This is a genomic window from Nocardioides nanhaiensis, from assembly GCF_039542785.1.
GTDB classification, from domain to species: Bacteria; Actinomycetota; Actinomycetes; order Propionibacteriales; family Nocardioidaceae; genus Nocardioides; species Nocardioides nanhaiensis.
The window spans coordinates 1,575,716-1,593,784 of sequence record NZ_BAABIM010000001.1 but is presented as its reverse complement, the minus strand read 5'-3'; the positions used below and the strand labels follow the sequence as shown (position 1 = coordinate 1,593,784).

General features: G+C 74.7%; 16 protein-coding genes. 4 read left to right on the top strand and 12 right to left on the bottom strand.

Features of this window, described 5'->3' with window-relative positions:
* Window positions 1-4: 4 nt before the first annotated feature.
* Window positions 5-1,066 (bottom strand): PHP domain-containing protein, encoded by a 1,062-nt coding sequence (locus tag ABD948_RS07630; RefSeq protein WP_345264268.1) that lies wholly within the window; start codon window positions 1,064-1,066, stop codon window positions 5-7.
* A 323-nt stretch (window positions 1,067-1,389) separates the two neighbouring features.
* Complete coding sequence (locus tag ABD948_RS07625; RefSeq protein ID WP_345264266.1) at window positions 1,390-2,208, bottom strand: enoyl-CoA hydratase/isomerase family protein; 819 nt, start codon at window positions 2,206-2,208, stop codon at window positions 1,390-1,392.
* A gap of 140 nt (window positions 2,209-2,348) precedes the next feature.
* Between ABD948_RS07625 and ABD948_RS07620 the strand changes: the two genes are divergently transcribed.
* Together ABD948_RS07620 and ABD948_RS07615 are read left to right on the top strand one after the other, a co-directional pair.
* The gene (locus ABD948_RS07620) at window positions 2,349-2,507 is read left to right on the top strand and encodes a DUF5679 domain-containing protein (RefSeq protein ID WP_091115022.1); all 159 of its coding nucleotides are present in this window, start codon (window positions 2,349-2,351) and stop codon (window positions 2,505-2,507) included.
* Window positions 2,508-2,637: 130 nt separating this feature from the next.
* Entirely contained in the window at window positions 2,638-3,555 is a 918-nt protein-coding gene (locus ABD948_RS07615; protein WP_345264254.1) for a hypothetical protein, read from the top strand.
* Between the two features lie 28 nt (window positions 3,556-3,583).
* Here ABD948_RS07615 and ABD948_RS07610 read toward each other — a convergent pair whose 3' ends face one another.
* From ABD948_RS07610 to ABD948_RS07590, 5 genes are all read right to left on the bottom strand, one after another.
* Complete coding sequence (locus ABD948_RS07610; RefSeq protein ID WP_345264252.1) at window positions 3,584-3,751, bottom strand: hypothetical protein; 168 nt, start codon at window positions 3,749-3,751, stop codon at window positions 3,584-3,586.
* Between the two features lie 163 nt (window positions 3,752-3,914).
* On the bottom strand, window positions 3,915-4,082 hold the full coding sequence (locus ABD948_RS07605) for a hypothetical protein (protein ID WP_345264250.1): 168 nt from the start codon (window positions 4,080-4,082) through the stop codon (window positions 3,915-3,917).
* Between the two features lie 113 nt (window positions 4,083-4,195).
* The gene (locus ABD948_RS07600; protein ID WP_345264248.1) at window positions 4,196-4,543 is read right to left on the bottom strand and encodes a WhiB family transcriptional regulator; all 348 of its coding nucleotides are present in this window, start codon (window positions 4,541-4,543) and stop codon (window positions 4,196-4,198) included.
* Between the two features lie 150 nt (window positions 4,544-4,693).
* Window positions 4,694-5,011, bottom strand: coding sequence for a hypothetical protein (locus tag ABD948_RS07595; RefSeq protein ID WP_345264246.1), 318 nt, complete (start codon window positions 5,009-5,011; stop codon window positions 4,694-4,696).
* A 195-nt stretch (window positions 5,012-5,206) separates the two neighbouring features.
* Window positions 5,207-7,249 (bottom strand): ATP-dependent DNA helicase UvrD2, encoded by a 2,043-nt coding sequence (locus ABD948_RS07590; RefSeq protein WP_345264244.1) that lies wholly within the window; start codon window positions 7,247-7,249, stop codon window positions 5,207-5,209.
* A 151-nt stretch (window positions 7,250-7,400) separates the two neighbouring features.
* On the opposite strand from ABD948_RS07590, the gene ABD948_RS07585 reads away from it, so the two are divergent.
* Entirely contained in the window at window positions 7,401-7,631 is a 231-nt protein-coding gene (locus ABD948_RS07585; protein WP_345264489.1) for a mycoredoxin, read from the top strand.
* A gap of 198 nt (window positions 7,632-7,829) precedes the next feature.
* Here the strand turns inward: ABD948_RS07585 and nudC are convergent, their stop codons facing one another.
* Window positions 7,830-8,759: an NAD(+) diphosphatase gene (gene nudC / locus ABD948_RS07580; protein WP_345264242.1), complete on the bottom strand. Its 930-nt coding sequence runs from the start codon at window positions 8,757-8,759 to the stop codon at window positions 7,830-7,832.
* Between the two features lie 22 nt (window positions 8,760-8,781).
* On the opposite strand from nudC, the gene deoD reads away from it, so the two are divergent.
* A complete protein-coding gene (deoD, locus tag ABD948_RS07575) occupies window positions 8,782-9,477 on the top strand; it encodes a purine-nucleoside phosphorylase (protein WP_345264240.1) in 696 nt (231 codons plus the stop codon).
* Here deoD and ABD948_RS07570 read toward each other — a convergent pair whose 3' ends face one another.
* The 4 genes from ABD948_RS07570 to ABD948_RS07555 form a co-directional block, all read right to left on the bottom strand.
* Window positions 9,478-10,743, bottom strand: coding sequence for an ATP-binding protein (locus ABD948_RS07570; protein WP_345264238.1), 1,266 nt, complete (start codon window positions 10,741-10,743; stop codon window positions 9,478-9,480).
* Window positions 10,744-10,797: 54 nt separating this feature from the next.
* The gene (locus tag ABD948_RS07565; RefSeq protein WP_345264236.1) at window positions 10,798-14,046 is read right to left on the bottom strand and encodes an ATP-dependent helicase; all 3,249 of its coding nucleotides are present in this window, start codon (window positions 14,044-14,046) and stop codon (window positions 10,798-10,800) included.
* On the bottom strand, window positions 14,043-17,348 hold the full coding sequence (locus ABD948_RS07560; protein ID WP_345264234.1) for an ATP-dependent helicase: 3,306 nt from the start codon (window positions 17,346-17,348) through the stop codon (window positions 14,043-14,045). The genes ABD948_RS07565 and ABD948_RS07560 overlap by 4 nt, the downstream gene beginning before the upstream one ends.
* Window positions 17,349-17,573: 225 nt before the next feature.
* On the bottom strand, window positions 17,574-17,999 hold the full coding sequence (locus ABD948_RS07555; RefSeq protein ID WP_345264232.1) for a cupin domain-containing protein: 426 nt from the start codon (window positions 17,997-17,999) through the stop codon (window positions 17,574-17,576).
* Window positions 18,000-18,069 lie beyond the last annotated feature (70 nt).

Sequence of the window (18,069 nt, the reverse complement as noted above, 5' to 3'; positions counted from 1 at the left end):
GCCATCAACCCGGCCGGGCCCAGGCAATCAGCCGATCGCGCGGCCAGGTGTTGACGATGCGGTCGGGCTCGATGCCGGCCGCCTCGGCGCGCTCGCAGCCCAGCACCAGGAAGTCCAGCTGACCCGGCGCGTGGGCGTCGGAGTCGATCGAGAACAGGCAGCCGAGGTCGCGGGCCAGCTCGAGCAGCGCAGTAGGCGGGTCGCGGCGCTCGGGGCGGGAGTTGATCTCCACCGCCACCCCCTGCTCGGCGCACGCCTCGAAGACCGCCCGGGCGTCGAAGTCAGAGGGCGGGCGCGTGCCGCGGCCGCCCGTGACCAGGCGACCGGTGCAGTGGCCGAGCACGTTGGTGTGGGGTTGGTGCACCGCGGCCACCATCCGCCGGGTCATCGCCGCGCCGTCCATGCGCAGCTTGGAGTGCACGCTCGCCACGCGCAGGTCGAGCCGGTCGAGCATCGCAGTCGTCTGGTCGAGCCTGCCGTCGTCGAGGATGTCGACCTCGATGCCCTTGAGCAGGGTGAACCCGCCGCCCAGGTGCTCGTTGACGGCGTCGATGACGTCGAGCTGCTTGGCCAGCCGCTCCGCGCTGAGCCCGCGTGCGACCTTCAGGCGCGGGGAGTGGTCGGTGAGCACCAGGTACTCGTGGCCGAGCTCGAGCGCCGTCATCGCCATCTCCTCCAGCGGCGAGCCGCCGTCGGACCAGTCCGAGTGCGAGTGCAGGTCGCCGCGCAGCGCGGCCCGCAGCTCCTCCCCCGCCCTGTCGGCGGTGAGCGGCCCGGCCAGCTCCTCCTCCACGCGCGCCAGGCGGTCGGGCACCTCGCCCCGCGCCGCGGCCGCGATCACCTTCGCGGTGCTGGCCCCGACGCCTGGCAGGTCGGTGAGCGTGCCCTCCGCGGCGCGACGCACCACCTCGTCGTCGCCCAGCGGCAGGACGGCGGCCGCCGCGCCGCGGTAGGCCTTGACCTTGTAGGTGTCCTCGCGCGCCCGCTCGAGCAGGAAGGCGATCCGGCGCAGCGCGGCGACGGGAGTGGGTACCGGGCCGACAGGTACCTCCGAGACGCCGCTCACCCGGCAACTCTCTCCTGTGCACAGGCGGTGGACAAGCGTCGGGGCAGGTCAGCACGGCGCGTCGCGCCGTCCTCACCCCGGTTTTCCACAGGTTCCTCCACCGGCTGTGCACACGCTGGCGGGGGTTCGTGCACAGGGCCTGCCCGGTTGTCCCCAGGCTCGTCCACAGGGTGGGGAGACCACGTCGGCCACATCGTTGACCGCGGCCCCGAGCTCTGCCTAGCGTCAGCCGTGACGAGGCCCTCGGCCCGCAGACCGACACCCGGACGGGGAAGCCAGGTGTCGGGAAGCGGGGCGGGGGCCTCTTCGGTGGCGGTGGGCAGTCAGACCCCGCGGAAGACCGGGGCCCGCTTCTCGCGGACGGCGGCGATGCCCTCCTGCAGGTCGGCGGTGGCCAGGGTGATCGGCTGCGCCATCGCCTCGTAGGCCAGGCAGCTCTCCAGGTCCGCGTGCCCCTCGCCGGCGAGCGCGAGCTTGGTGAGGCGGCTGGCGATGGGGGCGGTGGCGGCGATGCCGGCGGCGATCTCGAGCACCGCCTCGCGGAACCCCTCGTGCGGCAGCACCCGCGAGACCAGGCCCAGCTCGCGGGCCTCGGCGTCGGCGACCATCCGGCCGGTGAGCATGAGGTCGCGCGCGGCGGCGCGGCCCACGACGTCGGGGAGCAGGAAGGTGCCCGCCATCCCGGGGTGCATGCCCAGCTTCACGAACGGCACCCCCATCTTCGCGCCCTCGGCGGAGAACCGCAGGTCGCAGGCGAGCGCCAGGCACAGGCCGGCACCCACGGCGGCGCCGTTGACGGCGGCGATGGTGGGCACCTCGAGGCGCCGGATCGAGAGCCACGCGCGGTAGAAGGCGATCATCCGGGTGCGCAGGTGGTCGACCCCGGCCTCGGGCTCGGAGGCGATCCAGGCGGTGTCGCCGCCGGAGCAGAACGCCGACCCCTCGCCGGTCACCACCACCGCGCGCAGCGAGCGGTCGGCGGCCAGCTCGTCGACGGCCGCCTGCCACGAGCGTGTCATCGGCTCGGACATCGCGTTGCGCTGGTCGGGGTTGTCGAGCACGAGCAGCGCGACGCCCGGGGAGGGACGCTCGAGGCGCAGGTGCTGGAGGGGCTCGGTGACATCAGCAGAGGCGTCGGGCATGGCCGCAGCGTAGTGACGCGCCTCCCACTCCCCCGGCCCGCCGTGCCGTAGGGTCGCGACCGATCGGACCCCGGGTGGCCTGCCGGCCGGAGCCGGTCACATCAGTCCCGGAGCATTCCCACACGAGCAAGGAGGCCGTCATGGCGGAGACCTGGAGCGGCGAGTTCTACTGCGTGAAGTGCAAGGAGAAGCGCGAGGCCGAGGGCGAGGTCAAGGTCAACGACAAGGGCACCCGCATGGCCAAGGCCGTGTGCCCCGTGTGCAGCACCAACCTCAACCGGATCCTCGGCAAGGCCTGACGCCGGCCACCCGCTCCTCCGCCGGACACGCTCGGACCCGGTGGAGGAGCCTCTCGGGACGCGGTCCACGGCCACTCGCGCCTGTGGATGAGCCGTCCGCCCGAGATCTCGCGCGTGTGAGGCTGGGGCCATGGGGCCCGATCCACGCCACCTCCTGACCGCGTCCACCGCACGCACCGAGCCCGAGGGCGACGCTGTCGAGCTCCTCCTGCGTCCCGGCTGGTTCGCCGTGCGCCGCGACGACCGCACCCTGCAGGTGGGCCTCGACGCGCCGCACCGCGCCCTGCTGCCGGACATCCCTCCCGTGCGCGCGCTGCTGGCACGCCTCACCGGGCCGGGCTGGACGCCACCCGGCGCCGGCGAGCCGCACCCCGACCCGGCGACGACCCACGCGCTCGCGACGCTGGGCGAGGCCGACCTGCTGGTGGACTCGCGCGCGACCCGCGCCGACGCCGCCCGCCACGGTGCAGCCGCCGCGACCCGCGCCACCGCACGCAGCGCCGGGTCGGTGGCGGTCCGCGGGCCGGGCGAGCTGCGCCGTCAGGCGGAGTCGCTGCTGGTGGCCGCGGGCGTGCGGGTGCACCGAGACGGTGACATCGACGAGCCGCTGCTGCACGTGCTGCTGCACACCGGCGAGCCCGACCGCGCCGCGCTCGCCGACCTGGTGCGCGAGGACCGCCCCCACCTGCTGGTGGTGGCCCGCGAGGCGTGCCTGGAGGTCGGGCCGCTGGTGGCGCCGGGTCTGACGGCCTGCCAGCGCTGCGTCGACTGCCACCGCGCCGAGACCGATCCCCGTCGTCACCTGGTCGTCGAGCAGCTCGCCCGAGCCGCAGCGGCCGGCGCCATCGTCCCCGCCGACCCGGTGCTGTGGCAGCTGGCGCTGGCGTGGGCCGCGCGCGACGCGGCGCGCTACCTGGAGGGCGACGCCCCGGCCACCTGGTCGGCCGGCGTCGTCGTCACGGCCGGCGGGGTGCCGCACGTCCAGCACTGGCCGCGGCATCCCGCCTGCGGGTGCGCCTGGCAGGTGGGTCTCGACCACACCGGGTGAGCAGCGCGCGTCCCAGGCACCGATCGGCTCACCAGTACTCGCTGTCGAGCTTGCCCTCCATCGCGCGCAGGTGCGTGCGCGAGCAGGAGTCGCAGTAGGTGCGACGTCGGCCGTGCTCCACCGACGTCGTCCAGGTGAGCGTGGCCGCGCCGGACTCCTCCCGGCGTCCGCAGTGGTCGCAGGTCTCGGTCTCCACGCACCCGACGGTAGTACCCGGGCCGGGTCCGGACGTGCGACGAGCCGGGTACGTCGTCGGTTCTCGACGACGTACCCGGCTCGAGGTGGTCACCCGCGATCAAGGTGCCCCGGAGGTGAGGACTCCGGGATCTGGTGCAGCTCGCTGGCTGCGGCTGCACTCGTTACAGAGCGCGGGCGAGAGCCAGGCGCGCCTGCTGCGCGGCCTGCTCGGCCTTGCGGCTCAGGCGGTGGGCGCGGGCCATCCGGCGACCGGCGCGCACCCCCTGGGCCTCTCCCAGGCGCGCGCTGCGTTCCGCGCGCTCCAGGTCGACGTGCAAGAAGTGGTTCATGGTGGTGCTCCGTTCAGGGGTGTCGAGCCGCTCGGGTCGTCCGAGGGACTCGGGAGTGTGGGGTGGTGCTGGTGTCAGGGGGGACGAGCGGGGCGCGAGCGCCGTCGGGGCGCTCACGCCGCCGCCTCGTCCTTGCGGGGCCGGCCGCGGGGCCGCTTGCGCGGGATCACTGCTCCCTGCAGGAACAGCTGCCCGCCCCAGACGCCCCAGGGCTCGGCCCGGTCGAGGGCGCCGGCCAGGCACATCTGCTGCACCGGGCAGTCCACGCAGAGCGCCTTGGCGTACTCCACGTCGGTGGGCGACTCGGCGAACCACAGGTCCGGGTCGTTGACCCGGCACGGCAGCCGCTCGACGTCCACCTGTCCCGCATGGTCGTGCAGCGAGCCCAGCGTGGGCTCCTTCTCCGGCACGTCGTACTCCGGCACATGGCTACCGGCGCGGTCGAGGACGCTGATGGTCATGTGTCTCACCTCCTGGTTGTTGACCTTGATCGCGTGTGGTGCTGGTGGATCTGCGGTCGATCTGCGCCACGGGGGTTGCCCGGAGAAGCAGAAAGGCCGCGGATCCCGGTGTCGGGTTCCGCGGCCTGGAGGCTGCCGGTGCTGATCAGCTCAGCAGGGAGGCGGACTCCAGGTGCGAGAACCCGGGACGGTGGCCTGGGCGTCGAAGCCGGCGGCGTCGATGCCGGCGAAGGCGCCCTGGCGGGCGTCGACGGCGTCGATGCGGGCGGCTGCGCCGAGACCCACGGGTGCCGTGGTCCCGACCGTCAGGCCGCCCATGCCGCGCACGCGCACGCAGGCCGCGACGGACGCGGTGGCGTGGGTGCTGACGGCGGTGTTGCCGGAGGCGGACACGGAGAGGTGCCACGGGGTGGTGCTCGGCGACGGCGCTGCGTTCGGCATCGTCATGGTGTTGGTCTTGTTCTCCACGGGGTCCACCTCCTCAGGTGTGTCGGGCGCCGGGCTTGTCAGGCCCGTGGTGCGCGGTGTTCGGTCAACGTGCTCGGGAAAGGTATCCCGGCCCGCCTGTCATGGGCAAACCATTTTATGACTATTTCACCGAGAAGTTTCGAGAGCAGTGCTCGTGAGGGCTCGTGAGTGCCCGGGAGGGCTCGTGGGCGGAGCTCAGCCGGTCAGCTCGAGCACGTCGTCGCCGTACTTGGCCAGCTTCTCGGGACCGATGCCGTTGATCTCCAGCAGCGCGGCCGGCGTCTGCGGCTTGTGCTCGGCAATCTCCTCCAGGGTCTGGTTGGAGAACACCATGAAGGCTGCGATCTTGTCCTCCTGGGAGCGCAGGCGCCGCCACTCGCGCAGCCGCTCGTACAGCGCCTCGTCGTAGGAGGCGGGGCAGCTGGCGCAGCGGCGCCGGTTCTTCTCGGCGGCGGTGGTGAGCGGTGCTCCGCACTCCACGCAGGTGCGCGCCTTGTTGCGGGTGCTGGACCCGGCGGGCTTCGGGACGGCCTCGGCGGGCAGCAGCGGCGTCAGGAAACGGGACGGCCGACGCCGCGCGGCCTGGCCGGGGTTGCGCGCCTGCGCCCAGGAGCAGACCAGCTCGCGCCGCGCGCGGGTCATGCCGACGTAGAGCAGGCGGCGCTCCTCCTCGACGGCCTGCGGGGTGTCGGCGTAGGTGATCGGCAGCGTGCCGTCCTGCAGCCCCACGAGGAACACGACGTCGTACTCCAGGCCCTTGGCGGCGTGGAAGGTGGCCAGGGTGACACCGCCGACCGACGGCGCGTGCTGCTCGCTCGCGCGGCGGTCGAGGTCGTCCACGAAGGCGCCGAGGTCGTGGGCGTCGTCGGCCTGGGCGAAGCCCTCGGCCTGCGCGGCCAGGCTCTGCCAGGACTCCCAGCGGTCGCGGGTCTGGCCGCGGCCGGTGGGCGGGTCGGCGCTCCAGCCCATGCCGGTGAGCACGTCGCGCACCAGGTCGACCCAGCCGTCACCCTCGGCCGGGGTGGCGCCGCTGCGGGCCGCACCGCGCAGCCGGGTCACGGCCTCGCGCACCTCGGGCCGCTCGAAGAACCGGCCCGCGCCCCGCACCAGGTAGGGCACCTTGTGGTCGGCCAGCGCCTCCTCGTAGGCCTCGGACTGGGCGTTGATGCGGAAGAGCACCGCGACCTCGTCGAGCGACTGGCCGGCGTCGCGCAGGCGGGCGATCCGCTGGGCGACGACGGCCGCCTCGGCGACCTCGTCGGGCGCACCGGTGTAGGTGACCGCCGGCCCCGCCTCGCGCTGCGCCAGCAGCCTGACGCCCTGGCTGGGCGTGCCGGCCAGCAGCGTGTTGGCCGCGCTGACCACCTGCGGGGTGGAGCGGTAGTTGCGCACCAGCTCGACCGAGGTGGTGCCCGGGTGCCGGCTCGGGAAGTCGCGGAGGTAGTTGGCGTCGGCTCCGGCGAAGGAGTAGATGGTCTGCGCCGGATCACCCACCACGCAGATCTCGTGGCGCCCGCCGAGCCACAGGTCGAGCAGCGCCGACTGCAGCGGCGAGACGTCCTGGAACTCGTCGACGGTGAACCACTTGTACTGGCGCCGCACCTGCGCCGCGACCCGCTCGTCCTCGGCCAGCAGGCCGGCGGTGAGCAGCAGCGCGTCCTCCATGTCCATCCGGCCCTGCCCGCGCTTGACCTCCTCGTAGGCGGTGAAGATGCGGCCCACCACCTCGGCGTCGAGGGTGGCGACGCTGCGCCCGCGCGCGGCGGCGATGCGCGGGTAGTCGTCGGGGCGCACGTTGCTGACCTTGGCCCACTCGATCTCGGAGGCGAGGTCGCGCAGCAGCGCCTGGTCGGCGTTCATGCGCTGGCGGCGCACCGCGGGGCCGAGCATCGGGAACTTGGAGTCGGTGAGCTGCGGCAGCTCGGTGCCGTGCACGTGCGGCCAGAAGTAGCGCAGCTGGCGCAGCGCGGCGGAGTGGAACGTGCGTGCCTGGACCCCGCCCGCCCCCAGCGCCCCGAGCCGCGCGCGCATCTCGCCCGCGGCGCGGGTGGTGAAGGTGACCGCCAGCACCTCGGTGGGCGCGTAGACGCCCGTGGCCACGCCGTGCGCGATGCGGTGCGTGATCGCCCGCGTCTTGCCCGTGCCCGCACCCGCCAGCACCCGCACCGGACCGCGCAGGGTCTCGGCCACCTCGCGCTGCTCGGGGTCGAGCGCGGCGAGCAGGTCGGGCTGGCTCATCTGCGGAACATCTCCTCGGGCTCTCTGGTTGACTCGGGTGGCGGCGTGTCCGGGCCTCGGTCCCGGGTGGCGTCGCCGTCCGTTCAGAACCCTAGACGCGAGAGGGGACACTCCATTGTCCAGCGAGACCCCGGCAGCCGGCACCTTCATCATGTACAGCACCCCGTGGTGCGGCTACTGCCACCGCCTCAAGAGCCAGCTCGACCGTGAGGGCATCGCGTTCGACATGGTCGACATCGAGGCCCAGCCCGAGGCCGCGCAGATCGTGGAGAAGGCCAACAACGGCAACCAGACCGTCCCCACGCTGGTCTACTCCGACGGCTCCGCCCAGACCAACCCCTCCCTCGCGCAGGTCAAGGAGAAGCTGGCCTCGCTGGCCTGATCCCCCCGGGGGGTCCGCGATCCCACGTCCACGTGGGAACGCGGAACCGGAGGGCCAGGATTCTGGCCCTCCAGTTCCGTGATCACACGTCCACGTGGGATCACCCCCTCGCCTCACGCGCACCTTCAGCAACACACGCCACACCTGCACCACCCGTCACGCACGAGGACTGCGCTCGCAACCGAAGCCGTCACGCTGTTACCAGGCGCCGGGGAGCGCTCCACCGTGCCAGTGCTCGATCAGGGAGCGGCTGATCGAGACGCCGCCGGGCAGCACCAGCTCGCCACTCTCGGCCTGGGCCAGCATTTCCGCACGCGTGAACCAGCGGGCGTCGTCGATCTCGACCTCGTCGATGCGGATCTCGGTGGTGGTGGCGCGGGCCAGGAAGCCCAGCATCAGGCTGGCCGGGAGCGGCCAGGGCTGGTTGCCGAAGTAGGTCACCTCGCCCACCTGCACCCCGGTCTCCTCCGCCACCTCGCGGCGCACGGTGTCCTCGAGACTCTCCCCGGGCTCGCAGAAGCCGGCCAGGGTCGAGAACCGGCCGGCGGGCCACTGGGGCGAGCGCCCCAGCAGGCAGCGCTCCTCGGGGCTCCCGGGCTCGCCCGAGGCCACGATCATGATGACGGCGGGGTCGGTGCGCGGGAACTGCGTGCGCCCGCACGCCGAGCACCGCAGCTCGTGACCGGCGGCACGCGGCTCGAGCGGACCGCCGCACCGCGGGCAGTGCCGCGTGGCCCAGTGCCACTCGGCCAGGCCCAGGGCGTGGAACACCAGCGGAGCCTGCTCGACGCCGTCGCCGGCCAGCGCGGGCAGCAGCCCTCGCAGCGGGTACCACTCCCCCTCCTCGCTGGCAGCGACCTCCGGCCCCACGATCACGGCCCACCACGTGGTGCCCCCGCGCTCGCCGAGCAGGACGCGGACGCCGTCGGGCGCTTGGTCGGTGGGCATCCACGGCAGCTCGCGGCCCACCGGCCGCACCCGGGTGCCGCTGACGACGAGCGCGCGCGAGGCCGGCTCGGCCCAGCGGGCGTCCAGCCAGGCCTGGTCCTTGCGGTGCTCGCCGAGCCGGTCGTGGGCCGCGACGGTGAGGGCCAGGTGGGGCGCGGGCTGCGGCTGGGAGTCGGTCACCGCGCCAGCCTAGGCTGAGGTCGTGAGCACCCACATCGGCGCCGAGCACGGCCAGATCGCCCCGCTCGTGCTGATGCCCGGCGACCCGCTGCGCGCGCGGTGGATCGCCGAGACGCACCTCGAGGACGCCCGCTGCTACAGCGAGGTGCGCGGCATGTACGGCTACACCGGCACCTGGCGCGGCCACCCGGTCTCGGTGCAGGGCTCGGGCATGGGCCAGCCCTCGCTCGCCATCTACGCCCACGAGCTGTTCGCCTCCTACGACGTGCAGGCGATCATCCGGGTCGGCTCCTGCGGCGCGTTGACCGAGCGGCTCGCCCTGCGCGACCTGGTGATCGCGTCCGGCGCGTGCACGGACAGCTCGATGAACCGGATCACCTTCGAGGGCCTCGACTACGCGCCGGTCGCCGACTTCGGCCTGCTGCGCGACGCCGCCGCCGCGGCGCCTCACGCCCACGTGGGGCTGCTGATGAGCAGCGACTCGTTCTACGCCACCCGGCCCGAGCTCACCGCGCGGATGGCCGAGCACGGCGCGCTCGCCGTCGAGATGGAGGCCAGCGCGCTTTACACGCTCGCGGCCCGCCACGGCCGCCGGGCGCTGGCGATCTGCACGGTCTCCGACCACATCGTCACCGGCGAGGAGACCACCGCGCAGGAGCGCGAGCAGACCTTCGGGGAGATGGTCGAGGTGGCGCTCACCGCCGGCCTCGGCGGCTGATCACTCCTGCGTCAGGTGCTCCCCGGAGAGCTCGGTGACCCACCGCGCGAACCCGGGCATCGTGAACCGCACCAGGCCGTGACCCACCGGCTCGATCACGCCCTTCTCGATCAGCCGCTCGCGCGGCACGCTGATCGAGGAGGACGGCTGCCCCAGCTGGGCGGCGATGGCAGCGCGGGTGACGTTGTCGGCGCCCTGGGACTGCGCCACTTGCGCCATCGCCCGGACGAACGCCTGCTCCCCCGGCGTCGCCCCGGCCCACCGCGCCCGGAACATCGCGTCCAGCTGGTCGCGCGCCGACGGCACCGCCGCCACCACGTGCCCGGCCTCCAGCACCCCGCCCGACGCCGGTCGCGCCACCTGCCAGGTGGCACTGCCCAGCAGCTGCAGCAGGTAGGGGTGGCCGTGGCACTCCGCCGCCACCAGGTCGAGCGCCTCGGGCGACCACGTGACCTGTTGGGCCTGCGCCGGCACGGTGAGCAGCGCGCGGGCGTCGTCGTCGCTGAGCACGTCAAGCGGCACGAAGACGCTGCGCTCCCCGAAGGTGGCCGCGCGCACGATGGCCTCGGGCGTGACCGGCAGCCCGGCGGTGACCACCGCCAGCGGGTTGGCCTCGCGCGCTCCCCCGAGGTTCTGCGCGGCGTTGAGCAGGATCGAGAGGTCGACGGCGGAGGCCGCGTGCAGCTCGTCGAGGAACAGCACCAGCCCCGCACCGGGCGACACCCCACCGCGAGTGCCCCCACGGGACCCCTCGCGCCCGCGGCCGCGGGCCAGCGTGGCGGCGTCGTGCAGCAGGTCCTCGAGCGCGCCGATGGGAGCGGCCTCGGCAGGTGGTGACGCGTCGGGCACCGGATCGACCCCGGTGCGCAGCTCGCCGCCCACCGAGAGCCCCGGCAGGCCGAGCTCGAGCGAGACCTTCTCGAGCCGGGTGCGCCAGCGGCCGGCCTCGCGGTCGCCCCCCGCGGGCAGGCCGGCGCGCTCCAGGCTGCGGCGCACCGCGTGCAGCAGCTCGGGCAGGAAGGCCCGCTCGCGCGAGCAGGCCACCCACGCCGTGAGGCAGCCGACCTCCTCAGCCTCGCGCTGGGCGGTGCGCAGCAGCGAGGTCTTGCCCAGGCCGCGCGGGGCGTGGAAGACCAGCGGCGCCCCGCCCAGCTCGCCGAAGGCCACCACCCGGCTGACCTGGTCACGGATCCGCCCGAGCTCGGCGGCACGACCGGCGAGCACGCGCGGCACCTGGCCCGGGGTGTAGGGATCCACCGTCACCACGAGGTCACCGTCTCCTGACAGGTCTTGATAGGTCGCTCAAAGTATCAAGACCGATCAGGGCGCGCCGTGGCCGACGCGCTGCTGCAGCAGCCCCTCGAGCTCGGCACGGTCGGGCAGGTGGGCGGGCTCCACCAGCTGGGCGGTGCGCACGTAGTAGAAGGCGGCGCGCACCCGGGAGGGATCGATCCCGTGCAGCTCGGCCCAGGCGGCCCGGTAGACGGCGAGCTGCAGCGGGTCGGCGGTCTGGGCACGCTGGGTCTTCCAGTCGACCAGCAGCACGCCCTCGCCGTCGTCCTGATCCGGCCTCGGGTCGGCGTACACCGCGTCGACGACGCCCCGCACCACCTGGCCTGCGAGCACCATCGCGAACGGTGCCTCGACGGCGAGAGGCGGCCGGTCGGCGAACGGTCCGGACTCGAAGGCCTGCATCAGGGCCCGCAGGTCGGCGTGGTCGTCGATGCCGGTGTCGCCGCGGCCGGGCAGGTGGTCGGGGTCGATGAGCGGCTGCTGGCCGAAGCGCTCCTCGACCCAGGCGTGGAACAGGGTGCCCAGCCGCGCCGAGGAGGAGGGCCGGCGCGGCATGGGGCGCACCAGGTCGCGGGCGAAGCCTTCGGCGTCCTCCCGCAGCCGCTGCAGCGCGGTGGCCGAGAGGCTGCTGGGCAGCGGCACCGCCACCTCGCTGCTGCGCTCGCGGCGCGCCTCGGCCATCAGGTGACCCAGCTCCTCGTCCCACTCCTGCACCCGCGCGAGGTCGTCGAGACCGAGGTCGGGGCCCTCGGCGGGGTCGGGCGCCTCGGGTGCGGCCAGCGCGGCCTGCACCAGCTCGGCGGCCTCGCGCCGTCGCAGCGCCTCGGCGCTGGCCTCGGTGACCGGCCACGGGTACTCGCGCGGAGCACCGTGCAACGGGTTGGGGGTGCCCTTGGGCGGCGTGTCGTGCCAGGCCAACGGCGCGCCACCCCAGCCCTCCAGCACCTCGCGGACCACCTGCTGGTAGGGCGAGGGCCCCAGCGGGGAGGCGCGCCCCTCCTTCCAGAGGTAGGAGGAGACGAGCAGGTGGTGGCGCGCCCGGGTCATGGCCACGTAGCCCAGCCGCAGCTCCTCGACGGCCTCGTGCTCCTTGGTGGCCGCCTTGAGCGCGGCCACACCCTTCTTGGTGTAGGGCCCCAGGTCGGGCAGGTCGCGCCGGTCGCCGCGCAGCGGGGTGGGCAGGATCTCGACGCGCTCGGGCCAGATGCCGCGGCTGCGCGTGTAGGGGAACTTCTCGGCGCACACGCCCACCAGGAAGACCACGTCCCACTCCAGGCCCTTGGCGCGGTGCACGGTGAGCAGCTTGACGGAGTCGGCGGCGCTCGGCGTGGCGACGTCGAGCCCCTCACCGGCCTCGTCCTCGGCCTCGAGCCAGGCCAGCAGCGAGGTGAGAGAGACCGACCCGTCGACGGCCTGGAACTCGGCGACCGCCTTGACGAAGAGGTCGAGGTTCTCGCGACGGGCGCGGCCGGCCTCGCTGACGCTGGCCCACAGCTCGGTGTCGATGCCGCAGGCGTCGACGATGCGCCGCACCAGCTCGAGCAGCGGCTCGCCCGCGTGCGCGCGCAGCGAGCGCAGCTCGGCCGCCAGCAGCCCGAAGCGCTCGCGCGCCTGGGGCGAGTAGGGCAGGTCGCCGGGGGCGTCGAGCGCGTCGCAGAGGGCGACCACCTCGGTCGGGTCGGCACCGGCGACGGCGTGGGCCAGCTCCTCGGCCAGCGGCAGGCCGGCTGAGCGCCCGCCCGCACCGCCGGCGAGCTCGTAGGCGCGGCGCCCCAGCAGCGCGAGGTCGCGGGGGCCGATGGCCCAGCGCGGCCCGGTGAGCAGGGTGAGCAGGTCGGCGTTGGCGGTGAGGTCGTCGACCAGGGTGAGCGTGGCCAGCACCTCGCGCACCTCGGGCAGGCGCAGCAACCCTCGCAGGCCGACGATCTCGACCGGGATGCCGCGCGCGGTCAGCGCGTCGAAGACGTCGGCCGCGTGCGCGTTGTCGCGCACCAGCAGACCGATCTCGCGCCAGGGCACCGTGGGTGCGGCCGACGGACCGTGCACCGCCTCCACCTGTTCCGCCAACCAGGCCAGCTCCTCGGCGTAGGACTCGTGCACCACCGTGTCGACGGCGCCCGGGGCGTCGGTGCCGGAGGTGAGCGGCTGGACCTGGTCGAAGCGCTCGTAGAGCGGCCCGGCCAGCGCGTTGGCCACCTCGAGGATGCGGGTGTCGGAGCGCCGGTTGACCGTGAGGGCGTAGCGCGCGACCTCGCCGCCGTCGGCGCGCGGGAAGTCCTCGTCGAAGCGCAGGATGTTGGAGACCGAGGCGCCGCGCCAGCCGTAGATGGCCTGGTTGGGGTCGCCGACCGCCATCACCGGGTGTCCGCCGCCGAAGAGGCGCCGCAGCATCAGCGCCTGCCCCACCGAGGTGTCCTGGTACTCGTCGAGCAGCACCACGCGGTAGCCGGCCCGCTCCGCCTCACCCACCGCCGGGTGCTCGTCGGCCAGCCGGGCGGCCAGCGCGATCTGGTCGGAGAAGTCCATCAGCCCGTAGGCGGCCTTGAGGGCGCGGTACTCGCGCACCAGCGCCAGCGCCTCGCCGCGCCGGGCGAAGGAGCGCTCCACCACGGCGATGCCGGGCTCGAAGCGGGCCAGCGCCGCGGCGTCGAAGGCGGTCAGCTGCTCGGGGGTGACCAGGTGCTCGCTCAGCGCGGCGTCGAGCTTGAGCACGTAGTCGATGACCGTGGCGGGGTGGTCGGAGAGCTCCAGCACCGGGGCGGTGTGCCGCGCGATGACGCGGGCCGCCAGCTGGTAGCGCGAGGCGTCGGCCATCACCCGGGTGTCCGGCTCGTGACCGATCCGCAGACCGTGCTCGCTCAGCAGCCCCGAGGCGTAGGCGTTGTAGGTGGCCACGACCGGCTCGAGGACGTCGGGCTCCTCGTCCGCCGACTCCGGGTGGGCGGGCTCACCGACCCGCGGGCCGAAGCCCGCCTTCTCGAGTGCGCCTCGCACCCGGTGCAGCAGCTCGCTGGCGGCCTTGGTGGTGAAGGTGAGTCCGAGCACCTGGTCGGGGGACACCTGCCCGGTGGCCACCAGGTAGACCACCCGGGCGGCCATCAGCGAGGTCTTGCCCGACCCCGCGCCTGCGATCACGACGGCGGGCTCGAGCGGCGCCGAGACGGCCTGCCACTGCTGGTCGCTGAGCGTGTAGTCGGCGCCCATCACCTCGCGCAGCTGCTCGGCTGACTCGATGCGCACCCCTGACCGGGCCTCGAGCTGGGCCGGCGCGCTCACGAGAGCACCGTCCCGGAGTTGTGCGCCGGGCACAGCGGCGCGAAGTCGCAGTGCTGGCAGTGGTTGCCGGGCCGGGCGGGGAAGCGCTCCTCGCGCAGCGCCCCGACGGCGCCCATCAGCTGCCGCTCGATGGGCCGCACGCCCTCGGCGTCGGGCTCCTGCGGCTCCTGGCGCTGCACCTTGAGGCTGGTGCGCACCTCCTGACGCAGCTGCCAGAGCTCGGCCCCGCCGGGCTCGGCCCCGGGCACCACGTCGTCGAGCGCACCGTGCTCGACAGCGAGCTGGTAGAGCCCCAGCTGGGGGTGCTCGGCGGTCTCGGCGCCGGTGGGTGCGTACTTGCCGGTCTTGAGGTCGACGACGACGACACGCCCCTCGGCGTCGACCTCCACCCGGTCGGCGTAGCCGTGCAGCACCACCTGCTGGCCGTCGGGTAGGGGGACGGCGGCGGTGATGCGTCGCTCGGTGCCCACGACGGTGCGGGCGTCGGGCCGCTGGTGCCACGCCAGGAAGCGCGTGAGCGCGGCGCGGACCTCCTCACGCTCGCGCGAGGAGGACCACGGCGTGCGGAACGGCACCTGCTCCCACACCTCGTCGACGTGGCCCATCAGCTGCTCGACGACCCCGGCCACCCCTCCTGGCTCGGGCGCCGGGCCCTCGGGGGGCAGCTCGACCTCGCCCCGGCCGATCCGGTCGGCCAGAGCGTGCACGATGTTGCCGAAGCCCTGGGCCTGGGTGGAGGCGCGCTGGCCGCCGGCCTCGGACTCCAGGAACCACCGGGTCGGGCACTGCTCGAGGCTGGTCAGCGCGCTGGCGCTCAGGCGCACCGGCTCGCCCTCGGCCCGCAGCGGCTCGGGCGCCTCGGTGGCCGCGCGGGTGCCCCACCAGGAGGCGGGGTCGGCCGCGGGCACCCGCACCCGTCCCTCCCGGTGCTCCTCGGTGAGCCGTGCCAGCCGGTGGGCGGCGGCGCGGCGCAGCGGCTCGGGGGCGGCGGAGTCGGCGGCGGTGCGGCGCAGCTCGGCCACCAGACCGGTCAGCGAGAGCGGGCGCGGCGGGCGCCCCTGGCGGTGCTGGGGGGTGAGGCCGAGCTCGGCGAGGAAGCGGGAGGGCTGCTCGCCGTCGTCGTCGGTGGAGGCCACCGCGGTGACCACCAGCCGCTCGCGGGCGCGCGTGCACGCCACGTAGAAGAGCCGGCGCTCGTCGGCCAGCAGCTCGCGGGTGGTGGTGGGCGGGCGCAGCTGGTCGCGGTCGATCCGGTCGGCCTCGAGCAGGGTGGCGCGGCGTCGCAGGTCGGGCCAGCCGCCCTCCTGCACGTGGGCCACGACCACCAGGCGCCACTCCAGGCCCTTGCTGCGGTGGGCGGTGAGCAGACGCACGGCCTCGCTGCGGATGCCCTGCTCGGCGAGGGTGTCGGCGGGGATCTGCTGTGCCGAGAGGGTGGCGAGGAACGTGGCGAGGCCGGTGTGACCGCGCCGGTCCTCCACACGCGCGGCCTCGTCGAAGAGCGCGCACACGGCGTCCAGGTCGCGGTGGGCGCTGCGCGCCTGCGGGCCCGAGCGACCCGAGGCCGTCAGCAGCCGCTCGGGCCACGAGGTGCCGTCCCACAGCTCCCACAGCACCTCCTCGCTGGCCGCCCCCGCCTCGAGCAGCCCGCGGGCGCGGCGCAGCAGGCCGGCCAGGGCGGCCGCAGCGCGCACCGCCTGCTCGGGGTGCTGGGGGCTGACGCCGAGCGCCTCGGGCGCCACCACCGCCTCACGCAGCAGCTCCGGCGAGCTGCGTGGCGTGCGGCCCTCGGCGGCCGCGGCGCTCTTCTCGGCGGCGCGCAGCACCCGGCCGAGGACCCGGACGTCGGCGGCGTCGAGGCCGGCCAGCGGTGACTGGAGCAGGCCGTGGGCGCGGGTGGTGTCGAGGTAGCCGGCCTGCTGCGGGTCGGTCTCCTCCAGGTGCAGGACGGCGTCGAGCGCGTCGACGAGCGTGCGGACGGCGGGCTCGGCGACCAGCGGGGTGTCGTCGCTGGCCACCTCGGCGGGCACCCCGGCGGCCACGAGGGCCCGGCGCAGCGCCGGCAGCGTGGCGCGCCCCGAGCGCACCAGCACGGCCATCGCCGACCACGGCAGACCCTCCTCGAGGTGGGCGCGGCGCAGCAGGTCGGCGACGTGCTCGAGCTCGGCACGGTCGGTGTCGAAGGTGAGCACCTGCACCCGGCCGGGCTCGGGGTGCTCCGAGCGCGGAGCCAGGAAGGTCGCGCGCGCGGCCTCGGGCAGTGCCGCCGGCAGCGGCAGTCGTGCGGCGACGCGCTGGCCCGCGCGCAGCAGGCGGGGCCCGAAGCGGCGGGTGGTGCCCAGCACCGCCACCGGTGCCGGGGCGCCGTCGGCCTGCGGGAAGGCCGTGGGGAACTCCAGGATGCCGCGCACCTCGGCACCGCGGAAGGCGTAGATGGACTGGTGCGGGTCGCCCACCACCACCAGGTCGCGACCGTCGCCGGCCAGCGCGCGCAGCAGCGCCACCTGGCCGGGGTCGGTGTCCTGGTACTCGTCGACGAAGACGTGCCGGTAGCGGCCGCGCAGCTCGGCGCGGTGCTCCTCGGCCACGTGGACGGCTCGGCGGATCAGGTCGGCGTAGTCGATCGCGCCCAGGCTGTCGAGCACGGTGAGGTACTGGTCGAGGAAGAGCCCAGCGGCGGCGAACGCGGGGCGGCCCTCCTGGACGCCCAGGTGGTGCAGGTCGGCGCCCTCGAGACCCTTCTCGCGAGCACGCGCCAGCACGCCCGCGACCTCGCCGGCGAAGCCGCGCGTGCCGACGGCGCGGGCCAGCTCGGGGGGCCAGGTGACCGACTCGGGGTGGTCGGTGAGCAGCTCCTGCAGCACGACGTCCTGCTCGGCGGCGCTGAGCAGTCGCAGGGGGCCCTCGTAGAGCTCGGCCGGTGCGTGCTGGCGGATCAGCCCGTAGGCGAAGGAGTGGAAGGTGGAGCCCAGCGCCGTGGACACCGTGCGGCCCAGCCGAGCGGTGACCCGGTCGCGCAGCTGCTCGGCGGCCTTGCGCGAGAAGGTGAGCGCGAGCACCTCCTCGGGGCGGGCGCCACGCTGCTCGACGCGGTGGACGATCGCCTCCACCAGCGTCGTCGTCTTGCCCGTGCCCGGCCCGGCGAGCACGAGCAGCGGCCCACCCTCGTGCTCGACGACGGCGCGCTGGTGCTCGTCGAGCGGCGGTGCCGCCGGCGCGACGGAGGGCCCCGGGCGCACCAGCCGGTAGGCCGGGCCCGGGGTGCCGGACCGGCCCGTGCTGCGCGCGGGTGCGGTGCTCATGGGGACCACCCCAGCACACGGCGCCGACAGCCTCGACCGCCGCGCCACGCATAGCCGAGTCGGCGCTTGCGCGCACCGTCAGACAGCCGAGTCGGCGCCAACGCGCACGGGCTGACGGCGGGACTGCGCGCAAGCGCCGACTCGGCACTCCCCACACGCGCGCAAGCGACGACTCGGCCCTCCCCCGACGCGCGCAAGCGACGACTCGGCCCCGCACCTGCCCGGTCAGGCCAGCTCGAAGTCGGCGAAGTCGAAGCCCGGCGAGACCAGGCAGCTGACCAGGGCGTCGTCGGGGGCGGGCAGGGTGCGCTGCCAGACGCCTGCCGGCACGAGGGCTTGCGGCGACGCCGCGTCGACCACCGGCCGCACGGCCGGCTCCGAGGTCGGCTCCGGCACCGGACCCGCACCGCCGAGCTCGAGGGTGACCGACCCGGTGTGGGCGAGCCACAGCTCGTCGGAGGAGACCCGGTGCCAGGCCGAGCTCTCGCCCGCTGGCAGCAGGAAGTAGATGAGCGTTGCCGTGGGTCGTACCCGGCCGTCGGGAAGCGTCACCTGCACCGGGGAGGCCCAGGTCTGGCGGTACCAGCCACCCTCGGGGTGCGGTCGCAGGTCGAGGGCGCGGGCCACCGGTGGGATGCTCACGACGTCCATCCTCCCCCGATGCCGACTCCCCCGTCACGGCCCGCAGGGCCGGCGCCGCGGTTGCGGCGCCGGCCCTGCG

What these genes read in the sequence shown, in the direction of transcription:
- ABD948_RS07555 (WP_345264232.1), bottom strand. Translation starts at nt 17,999, where the DNA reads ATGGACGTCGTGAGCATCCCACCGGTGGCCCGCGCCCTCGACCTGCGA.
- ABD948_RS07585 (WP_345264489.1), top strand. Translation starts at nt 7,401, where the DNA reads ATGTACAGCACCCCGTGGTGCGGCTACTGCCACCGCCTCAAGAGCCAG.
- ABD948_RS07590 (WP_345264244.1), bottom strand. Translation starts at nt 7,249, where the DNA reads ATGAGCCAGCCCGACCTGCTCGCCGCGCTCGACCCCGAGCAGCGCGAG.
- ABD948_RS07625 (WP_345264266.1), bottom strand. Translation starts at nt 2,208, where the DNA reads ATGCCCGACGCCTCTGCTGATGTCACCGAGCCCCTCCAGCACCTGCGC.
- ABD948_RS07620 (WP_091115022.1), top strand. Translation starts at nt 2,349, where the DNA reads ATGGCGGAGACCTGGAGCGGCGAGTTCTACTGCGTGAAGTGCAAGGAG.
- ABD948_RS07560 (WP_345264234.1), bottom strand. Translation starts at nt 17,348, where the DNA reads ATGAGCACCGCACCCGCGCGCAGCACGGGCCGGTCCGGCACCCCGGGC.
- ABD948_RS07605 (WP_345264250.1), bottom strand. Translation starts at nt 4,082, where the DNA reads ATGAACCACTTCTTGCACGTCGACCTGGAGCGCGCGGAACGCAGCGCG.
- ABD948_RS07615 (WP_345264254.1), top strand. Translation starts at nt 2,638, where the DNA reads ATGGGGCCCGATCCACGCCACCTCCTGACCGCGTCCACCGCACGCACC.
- ABD948_RS07600 (WP_345264248.1), bottom strand. Translation starts at nt 4,543, where the DNA reads ATGACCATCAGCGTCCTCGACCGCGCCGGTAGCCATGTGCCGGAGTAC.